The sequence below is a fragment of the Klebsiella sp. Q2 genome (assembly GCF_009900705.1).
GTDB classification, from domain to species: domain Bacteria; phylum Pseudomonadota; class Gammaproteobacteria; order Enterobacterales; family Enterobacteriaceae; genus Klebsiella; species Klebsiella quasipneumoniae.
Map to the genome: position 1 here is coordinate 258,748 of NZ_JAAABE010000006.1, position 15,730 is coordinate 274,477.

General features: G+C 55.8%; 18 protein-coding genes and 3 tRNA genes. 8 read left to right on the forward strand and 13 right to left on the reverse strand.

Features of this window, described 5'->3' with window-relative positions:
- Nucleotides 1-175 precede the first annotated feature (175 nt).
- The 9 genes from GT756_RS21750 to GT756_RS21790 all read right to left on the reverse strand — a co-directional run bounded on the left by GT756_RS21750 (nucleotide 176) and on the right by GT756_RS21790 (nucleotide 7,932).
- Nucleotides 176-1,453, reverse strand: coding sequence for a NupC/NupG family nucleoside CNT transporter (locus GT756_RS21750; RefSeq protein WP_004886527.1), 1,278 nt, complete (start codon nucleotides 1,451-1,453; stop codon nucleotides 176-178).
- Nucleotides 1,454-1,582: 129 nt separating this feature from the next.
- Nucleotides 1,583-2,377, reverse strand: coding sequence for a metal-dependent hydrolase (locus tag GT756_RS21755; protein ID WP_017901233.1), 795 nt, complete (start codon nucleotides 2,375-2,377; stop codon nucleotides 1,583-1,585).
- Nucleotides 2,374-3,447 carry a patatin family protein gene (locus tag GT756_RS21760; RefSeq protein ID WP_004886521.1) on the reverse strand — a complete coding sequence of 358 codons (1,074 nt, stop codon included), beginning with the start codon at nucleotides 3,445-3,447 and terminating at the stop codon, nucleotides 2,374-2,376. Before GT756_RS21760 ends, GT756_RS21755 begins: the two co-directional genes overlap by 4 nt.
- A gap of 153 nt (nucleotides 3,448-3,600) precedes the next feature.
- Nucleotides 3,601-3,762, reverse strand: a complete 162-nt coding sequence (locus tag GT756_RS21765; RefSeq protein ID WP_002887716.1) for a DUF1328 domain-containing protein — start codon at nucleotides 3,760-3,762, stop codon at nucleotides 3,601-3,603.
- A gap of 129 nt (nucleotides 3,763-3,891) precedes the next feature.
- The gene (osmY, locus tag GT756_RS21770) at nucleotides 3,892-4,512 is read right to left on the reverse strand and encodes a molecular chaperone OsmY (protein ID WP_160125058.1); all 621 of its coding nucleotides are present in this window, start codon (nucleotides 4,510-4,512) and stop codon (nucleotides 3,892-3,894) included.
- Nucleotides 4,513-4,731: 219 nt separating this feature from the next.
- Nucleotides 4,732-6,321: a peptide chain release factor 3 gene (gene prfC / locus GT756_RS21775; protein ID WP_004886513.1), complete on the reverse strand. Its 1,590-nt coding sequence runs from the start codon at nucleotides 6,319-6,321 to the stop codon at nucleotides 4,732-4,734.
- Nucleotides 6,322-6,411: 90 nt separating this feature from the next.
- A complete protein-coding gene (yjjG, locus tag GT756_RS21780; protein ID WP_004886511.1) occupies nucleotides 6,412-7,089 on the reverse strand; it encodes a pyrimidine 5'-nucleotidase in 678 nt (225 codons plus the stop codon).
- Between the two features lie 14 nt (nucleotides 7,090-7,103).
- Nucleotides 7,104-7,550 (reverse strand): ribosomal protein S18-alanine N-acetyltransferase, encoded by a 447-nt coding sequence (gene rimI, locus GT756_RS21785; protein ID WP_004886508.1) that lies wholly within the window; start codon nucleotides 7,548-7,550, stop codon nucleotides 7,104-7,106.
- Complete coding sequence (locus tag GT756_RS21790; protein ID WP_004886506.1) at nucleotides 7,519-7,932, reverse strand: DNA polymerase III subunit psi; 414 nt, start codon at nucleotides 7,930-7,932, stop codon at nucleotides 7,519-7,521. The genes rimI and GT756_RS21790 overlap by 32 nt, the downstream gene beginning before the upstream one ends.
- A gap of 102 nt (nucleotides 7,933-8,034) precedes the next feature.
- Here GT756_RS21790 and rsmC point away from each other — a divergent pair, with 102 nt between their 5' ends.
- From rsmC to GT756_RS21810, 4 genes are all read left to right on the forward strand, one after another.
- Nucleotides 8,035-9,063, forward strand: coding sequence for a 16S rRNA (guanine(1207)-N(2))-methyltransferase RsmC (rsmC, locus tag GT756_RS21795; protein ID WP_032455519.1), 1,029 nt, complete (start codon nucleotides 8,035-8,037; stop codon nucleotides 9,061-9,063).
- 171 nt (nucleotides 9,064-9,234) lie between these two features.
- Nucleotides 9,235-9,321, forward strand: a tRNA-Leu gene (locus GT756_RS21800).
- Nucleotides 9,322-9,349: 28 nt separating this feature from the next.
- Nucleotides 9,350-9,436, forward strand: a tRNA-Leu gene (locus tag GT756_RS21805).
- Nucleotides 9,437-9,466: 30 nt separating this feature from the next.
- A tRNA-Leu gene (locus tag GT756_RS21810) sits at nucleotides 9,467-9,553 on the forward strand.
- Between the two features lie 21 nt (nucleotides 9,554-9,574).
- On the opposite strand, the gene GT756_RS21815 is transcribed toward GT756_RS21810, so the two are convergent.
- Complete coding sequence (locus tag GT756_RS21815; protein WP_004886500.1) at nucleotides 9,575-9,814, reverse strand: DUF1435 domain-containing protein; 240 nt, start codon at nucleotides 9,812-9,814, stop codon at nucleotides 9,575-9,577.
- A gap of 70 nt (nucleotides 9,815-9,884) precedes the next feature.
- Here GT756_RS21815 and GT756_RS26005 point away from each other — a divergent pair, with 70 nt between their 5' ends.
- The 3 genes from GT756_RS26005 (at nucleotide 9,885) to fhuF (ending at nucleotide 12,020) form a co-directional block, all read left to right on the forward strand.
- Nucleotides 9,885-10,055 (forward strand): hypothetical protein, encoded by a 171-nt coding sequence (locus GT756_RS26005; RefSeq protein ID WP_072096669.1) that lies wholly within the window; start codon nucleotides 9,885-9,887, stop codon nucleotides 10,053-10,055.
- A 23-nt stretch (nucleotides 10,056-10,078) separates the two neighbouring features.
- Complete coding sequence (locus tag GT756_RS21820; protein ID WP_004886496.1) at nucleotides 10,079-11,125, forward strand: GGDEF domain-containing protein; 1,047 nt, start codon at nucleotides 10,079-10,081, stop codon at nucleotides 11,123-11,125.
- Nucleotides 11,126-11,231: 106 nt separating this feature from the next.
- Nucleotides 11,232-12,020: a siderophore-iron reductase FhuF gene (gene fhuF / locus GT756_RS21825; RefSeq protein WP_160125059.1), complete on the forward strand. Its 789-nt coding sequence runs from the start codon at nucleotides 11,232-11,234 to the stop codon at nucleotides 12,018-12,020.
- 50 nt (nucleotides 12,021-12,070) lie between these two features.
- Here fhuF and GT756_RS21830 read toward each other — a convergent pair whose 3' ends face one another.
- Nucleotides 12,071-13,414, reverse strand: a complete 1,344-nt coding sequence (locus tag GT756_RS21830; protein WP_159111326.1) for a PTS sugar transporter subunit IIC — start codon at nucleotides 13,412-13,414, stop codon at nucleotides 12,071-12,073.
- Between the two features lie 333 nt (nucleotides 13,415-13,747).
- On the opposite strand from GT756_RS21830, the gene GT756_RS21835 reads away from it, so the two are divergent.
- On the forward strand, nucleotides 13,748-14,206 hold the full coding sequence (locus GT756_RS21835) for a YbaK/EbsC family protein (RefSeq protein ID WP_004886490.1): 459 nt from the start codon (nucleotides 13,748-13,750) through the stop codon (nucleotides 14,204-14,206).
- A 5-nt stretch (nucleotides 14,207-14,211) separates the two neighbouring features.
- On the opposite strand, the gene bglJ is transcribed toward GT756_RS21835, so the two are convergent.
- A complete protein-coding gene (gene bglJ, locus GT756_RS21840; RefSeq protein ID WP_160125060.1) occupies nucleotides 14,212-14,886 on the reverse strand; it encodes a DNA-binding transcriptional activator BglJ in 675 nt (224 codons plus the stop codon).
- Nucleotides 14,847-15,569 carry a LuxR C-terminal-related transcriptional regulator gene (locus GT756_RS21845; RefSeq protein ID WP_004886484.1) on the reverse strand — a complete coding sequence of 241 codons (723 nt, stop codon included), beginning with the start codon at nucleotides 15,567-15,569 and terminating at the stop codon, nucleotides 14,847-14,849. Before GT756_RS21845 ends, bglJ begins: the two co-directional genes overlap by 40 nt.
- Nucleotides 15,570-15,730: the final 161 nt, after the last annotated feature.

Consider the following 15,730-nt stretch of genomic DNA (forward strand, 5'->3'; position numbering starts at 1 on the left):
CTAACACATAATAACAGCGCCACTCGACAACGTGGCGCACATTTTGTCCGCACTGCCGGTAATAAAATGATTATCATTTGAAATGTAAATGGTTTTTCTGAAAACCAGAAATGATGGAATTTTCACAAACCCAATAAAACCAGCGACGCGACGGCCGCTGGTTCAGGTAACAGGTTTAGAGGGCGAGGAAAACCCCGGCGATGGTGGCGCTCATCAGGTTAGACAGCGTCCCCGCCGCCACCGCACGCAGCCCAAGCTGGGCGATATCCTGACGCCGGTTGGGTGCCATCCCCCCGAGGCCGCCAATCAGGATGGCGATCGATGACAGATTGGCGAATCCGCATAGCGCGAAAGAGATAATGGCTTTGGTGTGATCTGAAATGACCTGCAGCCCGGCCGCCGCCACCTCAGCGTCCGCCTTCAGATACTCGCCAAAGTTCATATAGGCCACGAACTCGTTAATGATCAGCTTCTGGCCGATAAACGACCCCGCTACCGTCGCTTCGTGCCACGGCACGCCGATCACCCACGCCAGCGGTGAGAAGACCCAGCCGAGGATCATCTGCAGCGACAGCTCCGGATGGTTAAACCAGCCGCCGAGGCCGGACAGAATGCCGTTCAGCAGAGCGATCAGCGCAATAAACGCCAGCAGCATCGCGCCGACGTTGAGCGCCAGCTGCATACCAGACGCGGCGCCGGAGGCGGCGGCGTCCAGCACGTTGGCCGGTTTATCCGCATCCGCGCTCTGGCGGTCATGAGCTGGGTTATCGTCCGGTTTCTCCGTTTCCGGTACGATAATTTTGGCAAACAGCAGTCCACCCGGCGCCGCCATAAACGACGCGGCAATCAGGTACTCCAGCGGAACGCCCATCTGCGCATAGCCCGCCAGCACGGAACCCGCCACCGAGGCCAGGCCGCCGCACATGACCGCAAACAGCTCCGAGCGGGTCATGGTGGCGATATAAGGACGCACCACCAGCGGCGCTTCGGTCTGACCAACGAAGATGTTCGCCGTGGCCGACAGCGACTCGGTACGCGAGGTCTTCAGAACCGCCCGCAGCGCGCCGCCGAGAATGCGAATGACCAGCTGCATAATGCCCAGGTAGTAAAGCACGGCAATCAGCGACGAGAAGAAAACGATCACCGGCAGCACGCGCAGGGCAAAGACGAAGCCGCCGCCGCCAAATACCTCGAACATTTTATCGGAAACCAGCCCGCCGAAGATGAAACTAATCCCTTCATTGCCGTAGGCAATAACGCTGGCGACGCCGTTCGACATCGCTAACAGCGCCGAGCGCCCGGCCGGTACATACAATATTAACGCGCCGATACCCACCTGGATTATCCAGGCGCCGAGCACGGTACGCAGGTTAATGGCTTTTCGATTATTGGAGAGCAGCACAGCAATGGCCAACAGCGCCACCATGCCGATAAGTCCCATGAGGATTTGCATACAGATTCCCTGTGTTTTGATAGTCCAGCACTAACGGCGTGATTATATCGGCCCGAAACTATCCTGCCCGCCTGGCTTCACACATTTTAAGCAAATCAATGATATGGATGGACAATTATGAGAATTCGATCACCATACAGTGGCTGAGGGTAAGGAAAACAAGGCGAGTGTGTTGCGCATTATCCCTTCGGCTATAGCTGCCGGAGGCTCAGGGCGCAGTTCGCACAGGGCCTCAAATACCCGCGCAGCTTGCTCCGGGCGATTGGGCAGTCCCTGAAAGCCATTGAGCGGCATATCCGGGGCATCGGTCTCCAGCAGCAGGGCTGAAAGCGGCAGACGCGCCATCACCTCGCGGGTTTTGCTGGCGCGGGGATAGGTAATGGTGCCGCCAACGCCGATCTTATAGCCAAGCTGCACAAAGCGCTCGGCCTGCTGCAGACTGCCGGCGAAGCCATGTACCACCCCGGTACGCGGCAGGGCATGTTTTTTCAGCAGCATCGCCAGCTTATCGTGGGTGCGTCGGGAGTGGAGAATCACCGGCAGATCGTAACGCTTCGCCAGACGCAGCTGCGCTTCCAGCAGCGCCTGCTGACGATCGAACTGCGGCTCGTCGCGATAGAGATCGAGACCAATCTCCCCCACCGCCACCAGTTTTGGCGGGCGCTGCGCCAGCGACGCCTCCAGTTGCGCCAGCCCCTCATCGGTATGCTGCTCAATGACAATCGGATGCAGGCCCAGCGCGGCATACAGCGCCTCGTGCTGCGCCGCCAGCGCCAGCACGCGGCTAAAACGCTCAGCGGAGATGGCCGGAACGATAATTCGTCCGACGCCGGCCTGCGCCGCACGCGCCAGGCTGGCGACCTCATCTTCCGCGAAGGGGGGAAAATCGAAGTGGCAGTGGGTATCGATAAAACGGTGCGTCACGCCAGATCCTCATGATTAAAGCTTGCGTCATTGGCCTGCGGCGCAGCGATGATGGTCGCCTGCGGCGCTTCATTGGCCACCGGCACCGGCGGCACCACCACCGGCGAGGGCCGGGCAACACGCGGCGCGTGGCGCAACAGCGGCGGCCGGTCGGCCAGCAGTTTACCCACAGTGGCCAGGAAATAACGGCCGCACTGGCGTCCGGTTTTGTAGTCCTCCAGCAGCGCCGGCAGTCGGCTGCCAAGCGCCATGCTGCGCAGCGGCCGCTGGGGATAGATTTCGAAGATCCGCAGCTTACCGGGCGGTTTCTCGATGAACTGCTGGATGGCGCGATAGGTGGTTTCGTGGTGATGCACCAGATTGACCAGCGGCTGCAGGCTGCTCTCCCCCAGCCAGCGCTCCATCCGCTTAAACCACTCCGGGGTATAAAACATCTGCGAGGGGACGGTGCGGATCACCACGATGGTCTGAGCGCCGCGGCGGGCCGCCTCCTGAACCGGGATCGCATCGCTGACGCCGCCGTCAAGGTAGCTGACGCCGTCAAGCAATACGCCGCTGCGATAAAATCCAGGGATGGCGCTGGAGGCGCGGATCAGATCCAGCCAGGTTTGCGGCGTTGGTGAAAAATAGCTGGCGGAGTAATCGTCGCCGCGACAGGCGCACATCCACAGCTCTTTTCCCTGCGCGAACTGCGTTTCAGCATAGTTCATGGCCAGCGGCATCTGCTGCGAGGTGGCCTCGACCAGCCAGTCGAGATCGATAAGGTTGCCGCCGCGCACAAAGCGCATCGGATCGAAAAACTGGCGTGAGGTGGTGTAGCGGGTGATGACTTTGCGGGCATAGCCTTGCTGATTACACATGTAGGCGGAGAGGTTTTGCGCCCCCGCGGAAGTCCCCAGCATCAGGTCAAAGGGGTTAAATCCGGCGCGCATGAATTCGTCCAGAACCCCGGCGGTGAAAATCCCTCGCTGTCCCCCGCCTTCACACACCAGCGCCAGCTTGCCTGGTCGGAAGGGTTTAACCGCCAGCGGGGCGATATTGCCCAGCGTGACGGGAATGCGTTGCCCCACCCTGCTTTCCTGTTCGATTGGTCTTCTCCTGACAAGGTAACGCAATTTGCCCGCCGCTTAAACCGCGAAAGCCAGTCCGCAGGACTGGCTTTGTGTAAGACGACGTGTCAGTAAAAATGCTCAGGCTTCAGCATCGCCCGCATCGCGGGCCACCTAAGGACGTCTGCGTCCAGTAAACAGGCTCACCAGGAACAGGATAATCCCGACGACAAAGACGATTTTCGCGGCGCCAGCGGCAGTACCCGCCAGACCACCGAAGCCCAGGGCCGCAGCAATTAATGCAATGACCAGAAAAATAATTCCCCATCGAAACATACTTTTCTCCTTACCATAATGGACGGTGAACAGCGGTTTGCGCACCCTTTCTGTCTAGCTCATCGCTCAGTGGATGCTGCTATTCGTTCGGCAACCTTGGCCAGACAACACTTTTGTTAATAACTCGATTTACTTCACGCTAAGATCGTTGCGGACGCTTTTCACACCGGAGACCGCTTTCGCAATCTCTGCGGCGCGCTCAGCCTGCGCAGCGGAAGCCACCGTACCGGTCAGATGCACGGCGCCGGCGTTAGTTTCTACTTTCACATTGCGCGAAGGGACAATGTCATCCGCCAGCAGCTTGGCTTTCACTTCGCTGGTAATAGCGGTATCCCCGGCATAGCCTTTCAGCGTCGCCGTCTCGCTCGACGATTTGTGCTGCACCGTCAGTTTGTCGTTAACCTGAGAGACGCCTTCGACCGCTTTTGCCACGCTCAGCGCCTGACTTTTCTGTTCAGCACTGGTGACGTCGCCGCTGAGGGTGACCACTTTGTTTTCCGTTTTCACCGAAATATTGCCGGAGTTAATATCCTTATGGTCGATCAGCGCCGCCTTTACCCGCGCGGTAATGGTGCTGTCGTCCATAAAATCGCCGACTTTATTAATCGAATTGTCTACCGCCTCTCCCGCATTGCTGGCAGCTGACTTCGCACTGTCTACCGTTGTTTTTTCCGTCTCTGCCGAGGCGTTCAACGCGGCTAAGCCTAAGAAGAGCGCCAGCAACATATTGGCATTCTTTAGTCTGGTCATCGTGATGTCCTCGTTTTTTCACCAGCGCTGGCGTCTTATCGCAGTGAATTACGCCAGCATTTTTAAAAACACGAATTAAATATAGTAGACAGGCGAAGGGGTTGCGGAGGATATGGATAAAAAACAGACGAATTAGCGGCGTTTTAAGAACTTTCCAGAAGGAAGGAAGCGCGGGCAGAAGAAGAAAAAAGCGCGGCCTGCGCCGCGCTTCGTCAGGGATTAGTGCTCGCGCGTTTTGCGGAACACCACGTCAGGATAACGCTCCTGCGTCAGGTTCAGGTTGACCATCGTCGGAGCGATGTAGGTCAGGTTATCGCCGCCATCCAGTGCCAGCTGAACTTCGTTTTTGCGCTTGAACTCTTCGAATTTCTTCACGTCAGTGGATTCAACCCAGCGCGCGGTGGCCACGTTGACCGATTCGTAAATCGCTTCCACGTTGTATTCGCTTTTCAGGCGCGCCACGACGACGTCAAACTGCAGCACCCCCACGGCGCCGACGATCAGATCGTTATTGGCGATCGGACGGAAGACCTGCACCGCGCCCTCTTCAGAGAGCTGAACCAGCCCTTTCAGCAGCTGTTTCTGCTTCAGCGGATCCTTCAGGCGAATACGACGGAACAGTTCCGGTGCGAAGTTCGGAATACCGGTGAACTTCATCATCTCGCCCTGGGTGAAGGTATCGCCAATCTGAATGGTGCCGTGGTTATGCAGGCCGATAATATCCCCAGGATAGGCTTCCTCGACGTGTGAACGGTCGCCGGCCATAAAGGTCAGCGCGTCGGAGATCACCACGTCTTTACCGATGCGCACCTGACGCAGCTTCATGCCTTTCTCATATTTACCGGACACCACGCGCATGAAAGCCACGCGGTCGCGGTGTTTCGGGTCCATATTGGCCTGAATTTTAAACACGAAGCCAGTGAACTTCTCTTCCGTGGCGTTGACTTCACGGGTGTCGGTGTTACGCGGCATCGGCGCCGGCGCCCACTCCACCAGGCCATCCAGCATATGGTCAACGCCGAAGTTACCTAATGCGGTCCCGAAGAACACTGGGGTGATTTCCCCGGCCAGGAACAGATCTTTATCGAACTCGTTCGACGCGCCCTGCACCAGCTCCAGCTCGTCACGCAGCTGCTGCGCGAGATCTTCCCCCACCGCCGCGTCAAGATCCGGGTTGTTGAGCCCCTTCACGATGCGCACTTCCTGAATGGTATGGCCTTTACCGGTCTGATACAGGTAGGTTTCATCTTTGTAGAGATGATAGACGCCCTTGAACAACTTACCGCAGCCGATAGGCCAGGTAATCGGCGCGCAGCCAATTTTCAGCTCGTTCTCGACTTCATCCAGCAGCTCCATCGGATCGCGGATATCACGGTCGAGTTTGTTCATAAAAGTGAGGATCGGCGTATCGCGCAGACGGGTGACTTCCATCAGCTTACGGGTCCGATCTTCGACGCCTTTTGCCGCGTCAATCACCATCAGGCAGCAGTCCACCGCCGTCAGGGTACGGTAGGTATCTTCGGAGAAGTCTTCGTGCCCCGGGGTATCCAGCAGGTTCACCAGGCAGTCATGATACGGGAACTGCATTACCGAGGTGGTGATCGAGATACCACGCTGCTTTTCCATCTCCATCCAGTCGGATTTCGCGTGCTGGCTGGAGCCACGGCCTTTTACGGTACCGGCGGTCTGAATCGCCTGTCCGAACAGCAGCACCTTTTCGGTGATGGTGGTCTTACCGGCATCCGGGTGAGAGATAATGGCAAAAGTGCGGCGTTTGGCCACCTCTTGCAGATAAGGAGACAACGTCATAATTAATCTTCTAAGTAAACGCGGCCATGGGCCACGCATGTGGAATACGAAAAATTGCGGCTATTTTACCCATCAACGGGGGGGAGGCAATCAGTGTTTACACAGGAGCTGCTCCAGTTCGCTTAACGAGGTCACCGTCCAGTCCGGCTCGAGGTCCGCCGGCAGCTCGCGCTGATGCGCATTGAGCCAGCAGGTCGCCAGTCCGGCGTTCACGCCGCCGCGAATATCCGACTCGGCGGTATCGCCGACCATCAGCACCCGCGAGCGCGGTGGGTTACCCGCCTTCGCCAGCGCGTAATCGAAAATGCGCGCGTCCGGTTTAGCGACGCCCACTTCTTCAGAAATAATTAGCAAATCAAAGTGATCGCGTAAACCGGTCCGCTCCAGACGAGTCTGCTGCAGCGAGGTAAAGCCGTTGGTGATGATGCCCATTTTGACCTTGCCCTGCAGCGCGTTGAGCAGAGAGACCGCACCCGGCAGCGGCGCACAGATTTCCGCCATCGCATTCATAAACGCGTCGTTGAGCTCCCCCGGCGGCACATTCAAACGTTGCGCCCAGTTGTCAAAACGCTGGTGCTGCAGCTGCAGCGAGGTGATGGCGCCGTTTTGGTAATCCACCCATAGCGGCTTATTCACGGCCTGATAGTCCTGAAAATCTTCGGCGGTAAAGGTCACGCTGTAGTCGAGAAACATCCGCTGTAAGCCGCTGAAAGAATCAAACGTAAACAGCGTTTCATCGGCATCAAAGAAAATCCAGTCCCATTTCATCGTATCACCTTGTCTTACATACTGATTGGCAGAGCCATAACAATGGCGTCTTCGCGCCCGTCGGCCGTCGGGTAGTAGTTGCGGCGAATCGTCGCTTCATTGAAGCCTAAGCTTTCATACAGCGCGAGGGCGGCAACGTTGGAGGCGCGCACCTCCAGCCATAGCGTGACGACGCCGAGCTTTTCGACTTCATCAATGACATGTTCCAGCAGCGCTCGCCCCAGGCCACGGCGCTGGTAAGCGGGATCGACAGCGATATTGAACAGCGTCGCCTCATCCAGCACCACTTGCGTAATGGCGAAAGCCGCCATTTCGCCATCCACCGACAGCTGATAGTTGCGATAGCGTTCCCCCTGGTTACTGGCCAGGGTCTGTTCGCTCCACGGGAAAGCGTGGGCGCGGGTTTCGATTTGCCAGGCTCGGGTTAAATCAGCCGTGCTGAGGGTAGAAATCGTGTTCATGTGCGCAGATTTGTTGCCAGAGCGCCCTGCGAGCCGGCGCGCTGGTCTGGAGTTCATCAAAAGCGGGGGTGGACACCTGGGCGCCCGCCAGCGGCAGCGACGCCTCTGTGCCCAACCGCCAGCTGTTACAGCGGCTGTCCTGCGGCAGCATCGCCACCCGCTCCGGGGTCAGCTGCAGGACCTGATCTGGCGTTACGGCCAGCGCGCGCAATACGTCGCCAATCAGCGGCTCTGTCAGCGACGGCGGGGTTTCCGCCACCATCACCAAACGAATATGTTCAGGAAGCGAGATAGCGATTTCGCCCTGTAACGCCCCCGGTCGGCGCAGCGACCACTGGGTAATGCCCAGCTGCTGTAGTTGCCAGTCTCGTCGGGATGTCATAGCGAAACACTCCTGTTAAACAAGCGCGCAATATAGCAAATCCGTCGTATCTGCGCCAACAAACTACTATAATCGGCGCCAGTCTTAATGAAGGAGTGTTTCATGTCCGCTTTTACCCCGGCAAGTGAAGTCTTGCTGCGCCACAGTGATGATTTCGAGTCCGCCCGCGTTCTGTTTGCCGGTGACCTGCAGGATGACCTGCCTGCGCGTCTGGATACCGCGGCCAGCCGCGCCCACACCCAGCAGTTCCACCACTGGCAGGTCCTCAGCCGCCAGATGGGTGACACCGTCCGTTTTAGCTTAGTGGCTGAGGCGGCTGACGTCGCCGAGTGCGACACCCTGATCTACTACTGGCCAAAGAACAAACCAGAGGCGCAGTTCCAGCTGATGAACCTGCTCTCTCTGCTGCCGGTGGGAAGCGACATTTTCGTCGTCGGTGAAAACCGCAGCGGCGTCCGCAGCGCGGAGCAGATGCTGGCTGAATACGCGCCATTAAACAAAGTGGATAGCGCTCGCCGCTGTGGCCTCTATCATGGCCGTCTGGAAAAGCAGCCCGCCTTCGACGCCGAAGCTTTCTGGGGCGAATACACACTGGATAATCTGACGATTAAAACCCTACCGGGCGTCTTCAGCCGCGACGGTCTGGACGTCGGCAGCCAGCTGCTGCTCTCCACCCTCGAGCCGCATACCAAAGGGAAAGTGCTGGACGTCGGCTGCGGCGCGGGTGTGCTGGCCGCCGCGCTGGCCAGCCATTCGCCGAAAGTGCGCCTCACCCTGTGCGACGTCAGCGCCCCGGCGGTTGAAGCCAGCCGCGCGACGCTTGCCGCTAACGGCCTGGCTGGCGATGTGTTTGCCAGCAACGTCTTCTCCGAGGTCAATGGTCGCTTCGACATGATCATCTCCAACCCGCCATTCCATGACGGCCTGCAGACCAGCCTCGAAGCCGCCCAGGCGCTGATCCGCGGCGCGGTTCGCCATCTCAACAGCGGCGGCGAGCTGCGCATTGTCGCCAACGCCTTCCTGCCGTATCCGCAGGTGCTGGATGAGACGTTCGGCTTCCATGAGGTGATCGCCCAGACCGGACGTTTTAAGGTCTATCGCACCATCATGACCCGTCAGGCGAAAAAATAATCGTCTTTTCACGCCGGCGGCCCGCTCCTGGTGCCGCTGGCGCTTCCCGCGGGCAAATCCGCCCATTTTTGCAGCAATCGATACAACCTGCATAATTAACTATTGACGTGTCGCCGAAAACCACTAGAATGCGCCTCCGTGGTAACGATACTTTCATAGTGTCGATGGTATGCGAAGGTGGCGGAATTGGTAGACGCGCTAGCTTCAGGTGTTAGTGTCCTTACGGACGTGGGGGTTCAAGTCCCCCCCCTCGCACCATAATCCACGAAGATATTGCTCGCACTGGGCGAAGGTGGCGGAATTGGTAGACGCGCTAGCTTCAGGTGTTAGTGTCCTTACGGACGTGGGGGTTCAAGTCCCCCCCCTCGCACCAACGAGGCAATATCCAAAGAAAGAATACTGTGCGAAGGTGGCGGAATTGGTAGACGCGCTAGCTTCAGGTGTTAGTGTCCTTACGGACGTGGGGGTTCAAGTCCCCCCCCTCGCACCAATATTCTTCCCTCTCCCGACGTTATCCTCTCAGCTTGATATCCACCATCATCAGCATTATCCCACCAATCAATGCAACGCACGATGGCAGCAGGATAAAATGGCGCAGTTGACGATGCCATATCATCACCGCGGACATCAGCATGCCCACCGCGACCAGCGTCCGCCATACGTCAGCCGACACCCCGGCATACCCGAGAGCGACAATCAGCGCGCCGGGAACGACGACTGCCCAACCGCTTCCTAATGCTCGCAGCAGCATGGTTTTACCTCTCACAACGATAATGATAACCAATATCATATGATAATTTTTATCATTTGTCATTTGCAAAGTGCTCTGTGCCTTATTCTTTACGTTCGCGGTAATGACATACATTCATGAAGGTGATAAATTAAGCGGATTATCGATATATATTAAATATTTTTCTTATTTTGCAAATAACCTTTTTTTGCACATTGTTATCAGACTCTTCATTTTTGGCTTTCATCATTTTGAAATTTAACGACTAATAATGATTCTTCCGATATGACTGCACAAACCTGGCGAGCACATTACGCACAAAAATATCAATATTCCTTACGGCTTTTTTTACTGCTTAATTTCATTTCTTCCTCTCTGTCGCTGGTCACCCCCCTATTTACAGTAGTTCGTTTCACGCTGCCCTGCGCCCTGATCGTGGCCTGCAGCGGGTTGCTGCTACTCTGGCACTGGAAATGGCCGCAATCGAAAATAAATATTTCCGCTATCTCGTTGTTATTTGGCATGCTATGGGCATGGCACGTAGTGACAAAGGCGATGCTATTGACACCGCCGCATTTTAACTATCTGGTGATCGCCCTATTAAGCATTCTGTTTATCGGCACCATCGCTTTTTCCAATAATATCACTGCCTTTACCCTCCACTCTTTACCGACTTTCCTTGCCTGCCTGATAATGGCGGAGGGAGAACAATGGTTGCGCATGACTTACTGTTTTATGCTGCCTATTGCCGGTATTACCCTGCAAAATATTATCCAGAAGCGCAGCGATGCCTTTACACAAGGATTGATGGATAAACTGATGCAGGAACGCAACACCCTCAACGATCTCAGTATGCTGGATCCCCTGACCGGTTTGTATAATCGCCGCGGACTGCAGAATCGCCTCGATACCCTGCTGGCGCTGGACGGCGATAACCACTTCGTGCTGCTCCTCGATATCGATCATTTCAAAGCCTATAACGATCACTACGGTCATATGATGGGCGATCAGGCGCTCATTCGCGTCTCTGCTGCCATTCGTAACGCCGTACGCTCGCGCGATATTGTCGCCCGCTTTGGTGGAGAGGAGTTTATGGTGCTGCTGACCAATAGCAGCGAAGAAACGGCCTGGCAGGCTGCCGAACGAATTCGACAGCGGGTCTATGACCTGAAAATCCCGCATATGTTTAATGAGAGCGTCGCCACCAACGTGACCATCAGTATTGGTCTGACGCCGCTCATTGATGACAATATTGAGCAAGCGCTGGCGCGAGCCGATGGCGCACTCTATGAAGCTAAAAATAAAGGCCGCAACATTATTTTGGCCAGTTAACCCGCGCGCGCTGCGGCATCGTGGCGCCGACAAAATTCTTGCCATGCCGCCTGCAAACAACTAATATCAGGAATCATTATCATTTAGATTTGTATCTGGAAATCGAATGGCCTGGCGTTCCCTTCCTCTCAGCGATGAACTTATCTGGCGGGCCCCTTTGCCGACGGCTGAGCGCGCCCTGGCGGAGAGTATTCGGGAAAAAATCGCCACCCTGCGCCCCCATCTGCTCGATTTCCTGCGCCTGGATGAATCCGCTCCCGGTCACGCGTTGACGCTCGCCGAGTGGTCGCAACCCACCGCCTTACGCTCCCTGTTGGCCACTTATTCCGATCATATCTATCGTCATCAGCCAACGCTGACACGGGAACAGAAACCTCTGCTCTCGCTCTGGGCGCAATGGTATATCGGTCTGCTGGTGCCGCCGCTGATGCTGGCGTTGCTCAATGAACCACAGGGTCTCAGCCTGGCGCCGGAACATTTCCACGTCGAATTTCACGAAAGCGGCCGGGCGGCCTGTTTCTGGATTGATGTCCATAGTGATGCAGGCATCGAGAGACTGTCACCGCTGTCGCGGATGGATGCCCTGGTGACGCGCACCCTGCAGCCGGTTATTGAGGCGCTGGAAGCGACGGGCGAAATCATTGGCAAGCTTATCTGGAGCAATACAGGCTATCTGATTAACTGGTATCTTGGGGAAATGCGCGCGCTGCTGGGGGATGAGCAGCTTGCCGCCCTGCGCCAGCACTGTTTCTTTGAAAAACAACTCGCCGATGGTCAGGATAACCCACTATGGCGAACGGTCGTGCTGCGTGAAGGGCAGTTAGTCCGACGCACCTGCTGTCAGCGCTATCGCCTGCCGGACGTCCAACAGTGCGGCGACTGCACGTTAAAATAACGCCCTGTTCCCAATAAGCTACGGGCAGCCTGTGGCCGCCCGGTCACTATTTATGCGGTCTGCTGACTCTCCTGTTCCGCCCGTTCGGCCTCTTCCGCTTCCTGAGCAAGCAGCTGTTTCTCATACACCTTAAAGAACGGGAAGTAGATAATCGCCGACACGCAGGCCAGAACGATGACCAGAATTGCCGCCCGGAAATCCCAGCCCAGCGCCCAGGCACCGCCAATCGGCGCCGGCGCCGTCCACGGCACCACGGAGATGACGCGGCCGATCAGATCCAGCTTCATTGCCGCCCAGGCCAGCACCGCATTCACCATCGGCGCCAGCAGGAACGGAATAAAGAACACCGGATTCATGACAATAGGCGTCCCAAAGATGACCGGCTCGTTAATGTTAAACAGGCTTGGCACCACGCTCAAACGACCAATGGAGCGCAAATGCGCTGAACGACTGCGCAGATAGCAGAACACCAGCCCCATGGTGGCACCAGAACCTCCGACCACGATAAAGAAGGTCCAGAACGCCTCCATAAAGATATGCGGCAGAGGTGCGCCCTGGGCCAGCGCCTGCTGGTTCATACCGAGGTTGGTCAGCCAGAACATCTGCAGCATCCCGGAAACGATCGCCGCACCGTGGATCCCGGCAAACCACAGCAGGTGGCCGATGAGAACCGCCAACAGGATCGCCGGCAGGGAATCGGCCGCCGAAACCAGCGGTTTGAAAATCGCCATAATGGCCTGCGGGATCAGCATGTCAAAATGGTGTTGAATAAACAGGCTCAGCGGATAGAGCGTTAGCACAACCACCAGCACCGGGATCAACAGATCAAAGGAATTTTTGATCATCGGAGGGACCTGATCCGGCAGACGGATACCGATGTTATGTGCCTTGAGAAAACGCATCATCTCCACACAGTAGATCGCCACCAGAATGGCGGTAAAGATCCCTGTTCCGCCGAGGCTATCCACCGGCAGCGTGCCATTCGTCTTCGGCGCGGCAATCAGTAAAAAGGCCATGATCGACAGCATCGCGCACATAAAGGGATCGAGCTGATTGGATTTCTCGTAGTGCTTACCGAGGTTGTAAGAGATTGCCGCGCAGATGTAGATCGACATGATCCCCATTGTCATATCAAAGGGGGTCAGAATGCGCCCCTCGAACTCTTTTGCCAGATCCAGCCAGGCGCGGGCGAAACCCCAGGTGGTATCCGGGGAAAAAGGAGGATAAGCAAACACCAGCAGAAACGATCCGACGATCATAAACGGCATGGCGGAGATAAAACCGTCACGGATAGCCATGACGTGACACTGCGATGAGATCCGCCCTGCTATGGGGCTTATGTAATTTTCTACAAAGCGAAATATCAAATTAAACGCAGCATGGTTAGCAGACATAGTAGCCCTCCTGACAGGCTATTGATACTGGCCCAACAACGATTACCCTGCCGTTACGATGACCGCTTTTTGATGCAGCAGGCCGCGGGTGGATCACCGGCTATACTGCTCATAACACAACGATTCATACACGGCTCTTTTGTTATAAATAAAAGGAGAAGTGACTGTTCCAGTATTCATCTCAATGCAGATAACCGCAACCGGTTACAGTAACCGGTTACGGTGAATGTGAAGGAGATCGACAAAATAGAAAGAATCTGGATTGTCCGCGCCGATATTTACACTCCGCCAGGCTTGTGACAGATTTAACCAGGCTTAAATCAGGAGAATCCAATGAGTCTGCAGTCTGTACGGCAGTTCTTTGCCGAACACGCCCCCGATATCGAAATTATTGAGTTAAACCAGAGTACCGCCACCGTGGCGCTCGCCGCTGCCGCGCACAACGTTGAGCCGGGACAAATAGCCAAAACGCTGTCGCTCAAGATCAAAGATAAAATTGTACTGATCGTCGCCAGGGGCGATGCGCGGCTGGATAATAAAAAGCTGAAAGAAACCTTTGGCGCAAAAGCGCGTATGTTGAGCAGCGATGAGGTGGTGACCTGGACCGGCCATCCGGTCGGCGGCGTGTGCCCGTTTGGTCTGGAAAATCCGCTGGACGTCTTCTGTGACGTCTCGCTCAGGCACTATCAGGAGGTACTACCCGCAGCGGGGGCTATTCACAGCGCCGTTCGCATCGAACCAGAACGAATGGCGCAGCTCACCGACGCAACATGGGTAGACGTATGCATATAGCCGCGTTATGCCACCTGTTTAACGGCGCTGGTCGGGCCGTTTATCGGTAAATGCAGCAAGATATCCGCCGCGTTTAATAAACCAATGTCAGAGCGAACCCCGAGCTTGGTCATGGCGTTGAACTTATGCGCGCGGATGGTTTTAATGTTCCGGTTCAGCTGCACCGCAATTTCCGAAAGCGAATATCCCCACGACATATACCGAAGAATAGCGTGCTCCGTCGGACTTAGCGGATCGTTGCATGCCTCTCTGCCGCAAAAATGCTCTTTGCCGGTGAGGGAATGATTATCCAGCAGCTGTAACAAATGCTCCTGCAACCCGCGTCGCGGCGCAGATTTATTTAATATACCGTGCAGGCAGGACGGCATTAAATGGCCGATCAGGCGCATTTCGCTTTCATTATTAGCCAGAATAATCGTTTGGACTTCCGGTCGGATCCTCGCCATCTCGTGAAGAAAAAGCAGGCTCTCGGCTCTGGACGAACGACTCCCTGAAAGTGAAAAGATCATTGCTGACCATGGGAACGACGCTTCCACCGCCCTGAGCAAATTGATATTTTTAAAAAAATGAATGCGGTATTGGCTGTTATCTTCACGGCTAAAGATATAGCGCCAGGCCATTTCCGTCATCACACATTTTTCTACGATGGCGACATGACGGGTTGTGCTATTTTTTTCCATTCCATTTGCTCCCCGTAAGCTGAATTGATATTCAGCTCTTGCATTCCCTGCGCGCTGTTGATCCAGGCATACATTTCAGCGTTGCTGCGTAGCGATAAGCGACGCATTGCGCTATTTTTCTGCGCGCTGATCGTCTTATTGCTCTTTTTCAACAGCGCGGCGATCTGGTTAATTCCCCATCCCTTCGCCAGAAGGCGCAGAACTTTTCGCTCTGACAGGGTCAGCATCGCCGCAGAGTGGTAGCTTGCGAAATCGCTGTCCTCATTCCCGGTAAACAGCGTACGGCTAATCTGCTCAGCCGCACGGCTACCGGCACAAATCACCTCAATCAGCCGGTTTACCGGCTCGCTCTCGGAGATGAGCGAGCTTTCGGGACGAATTAATAGCTCAACGGCTAATGGATAGAGGCTGTCGCTGACCATAAAAACCCAGTGAATATCACGATACTGGGTCATGAGGGAGTAATAACGCTCGCAGACGGCCCGGGGTTGCGCAATCTCGCCGGAGATATCCGCAACGACCAGCACCGCCCGCCGCAGTTGTAAAAGGGTGAGCTCATCATGAGAGCGACAAAAACTGAGTTCGTAATCCGGGAGGTTCTCATTGAAGATCACCTTTAACCCTGACTGCATGACGGGGATTTTACTAATAACGACGCCAAACTTACCTTGTCCTGGTAACATAACACCTCCGCTTCCTGTCGAAGTTCCTTCGCTTGCCCGTAAACGTTCGGCGAGTGACTCGATCGCCATACCATTTACTGGATGAATATTAAAAACATATTCATGGCCCGCGTACACGATATACTGAATGACCGAACCGTGGTCATACCGTGTAAATATTA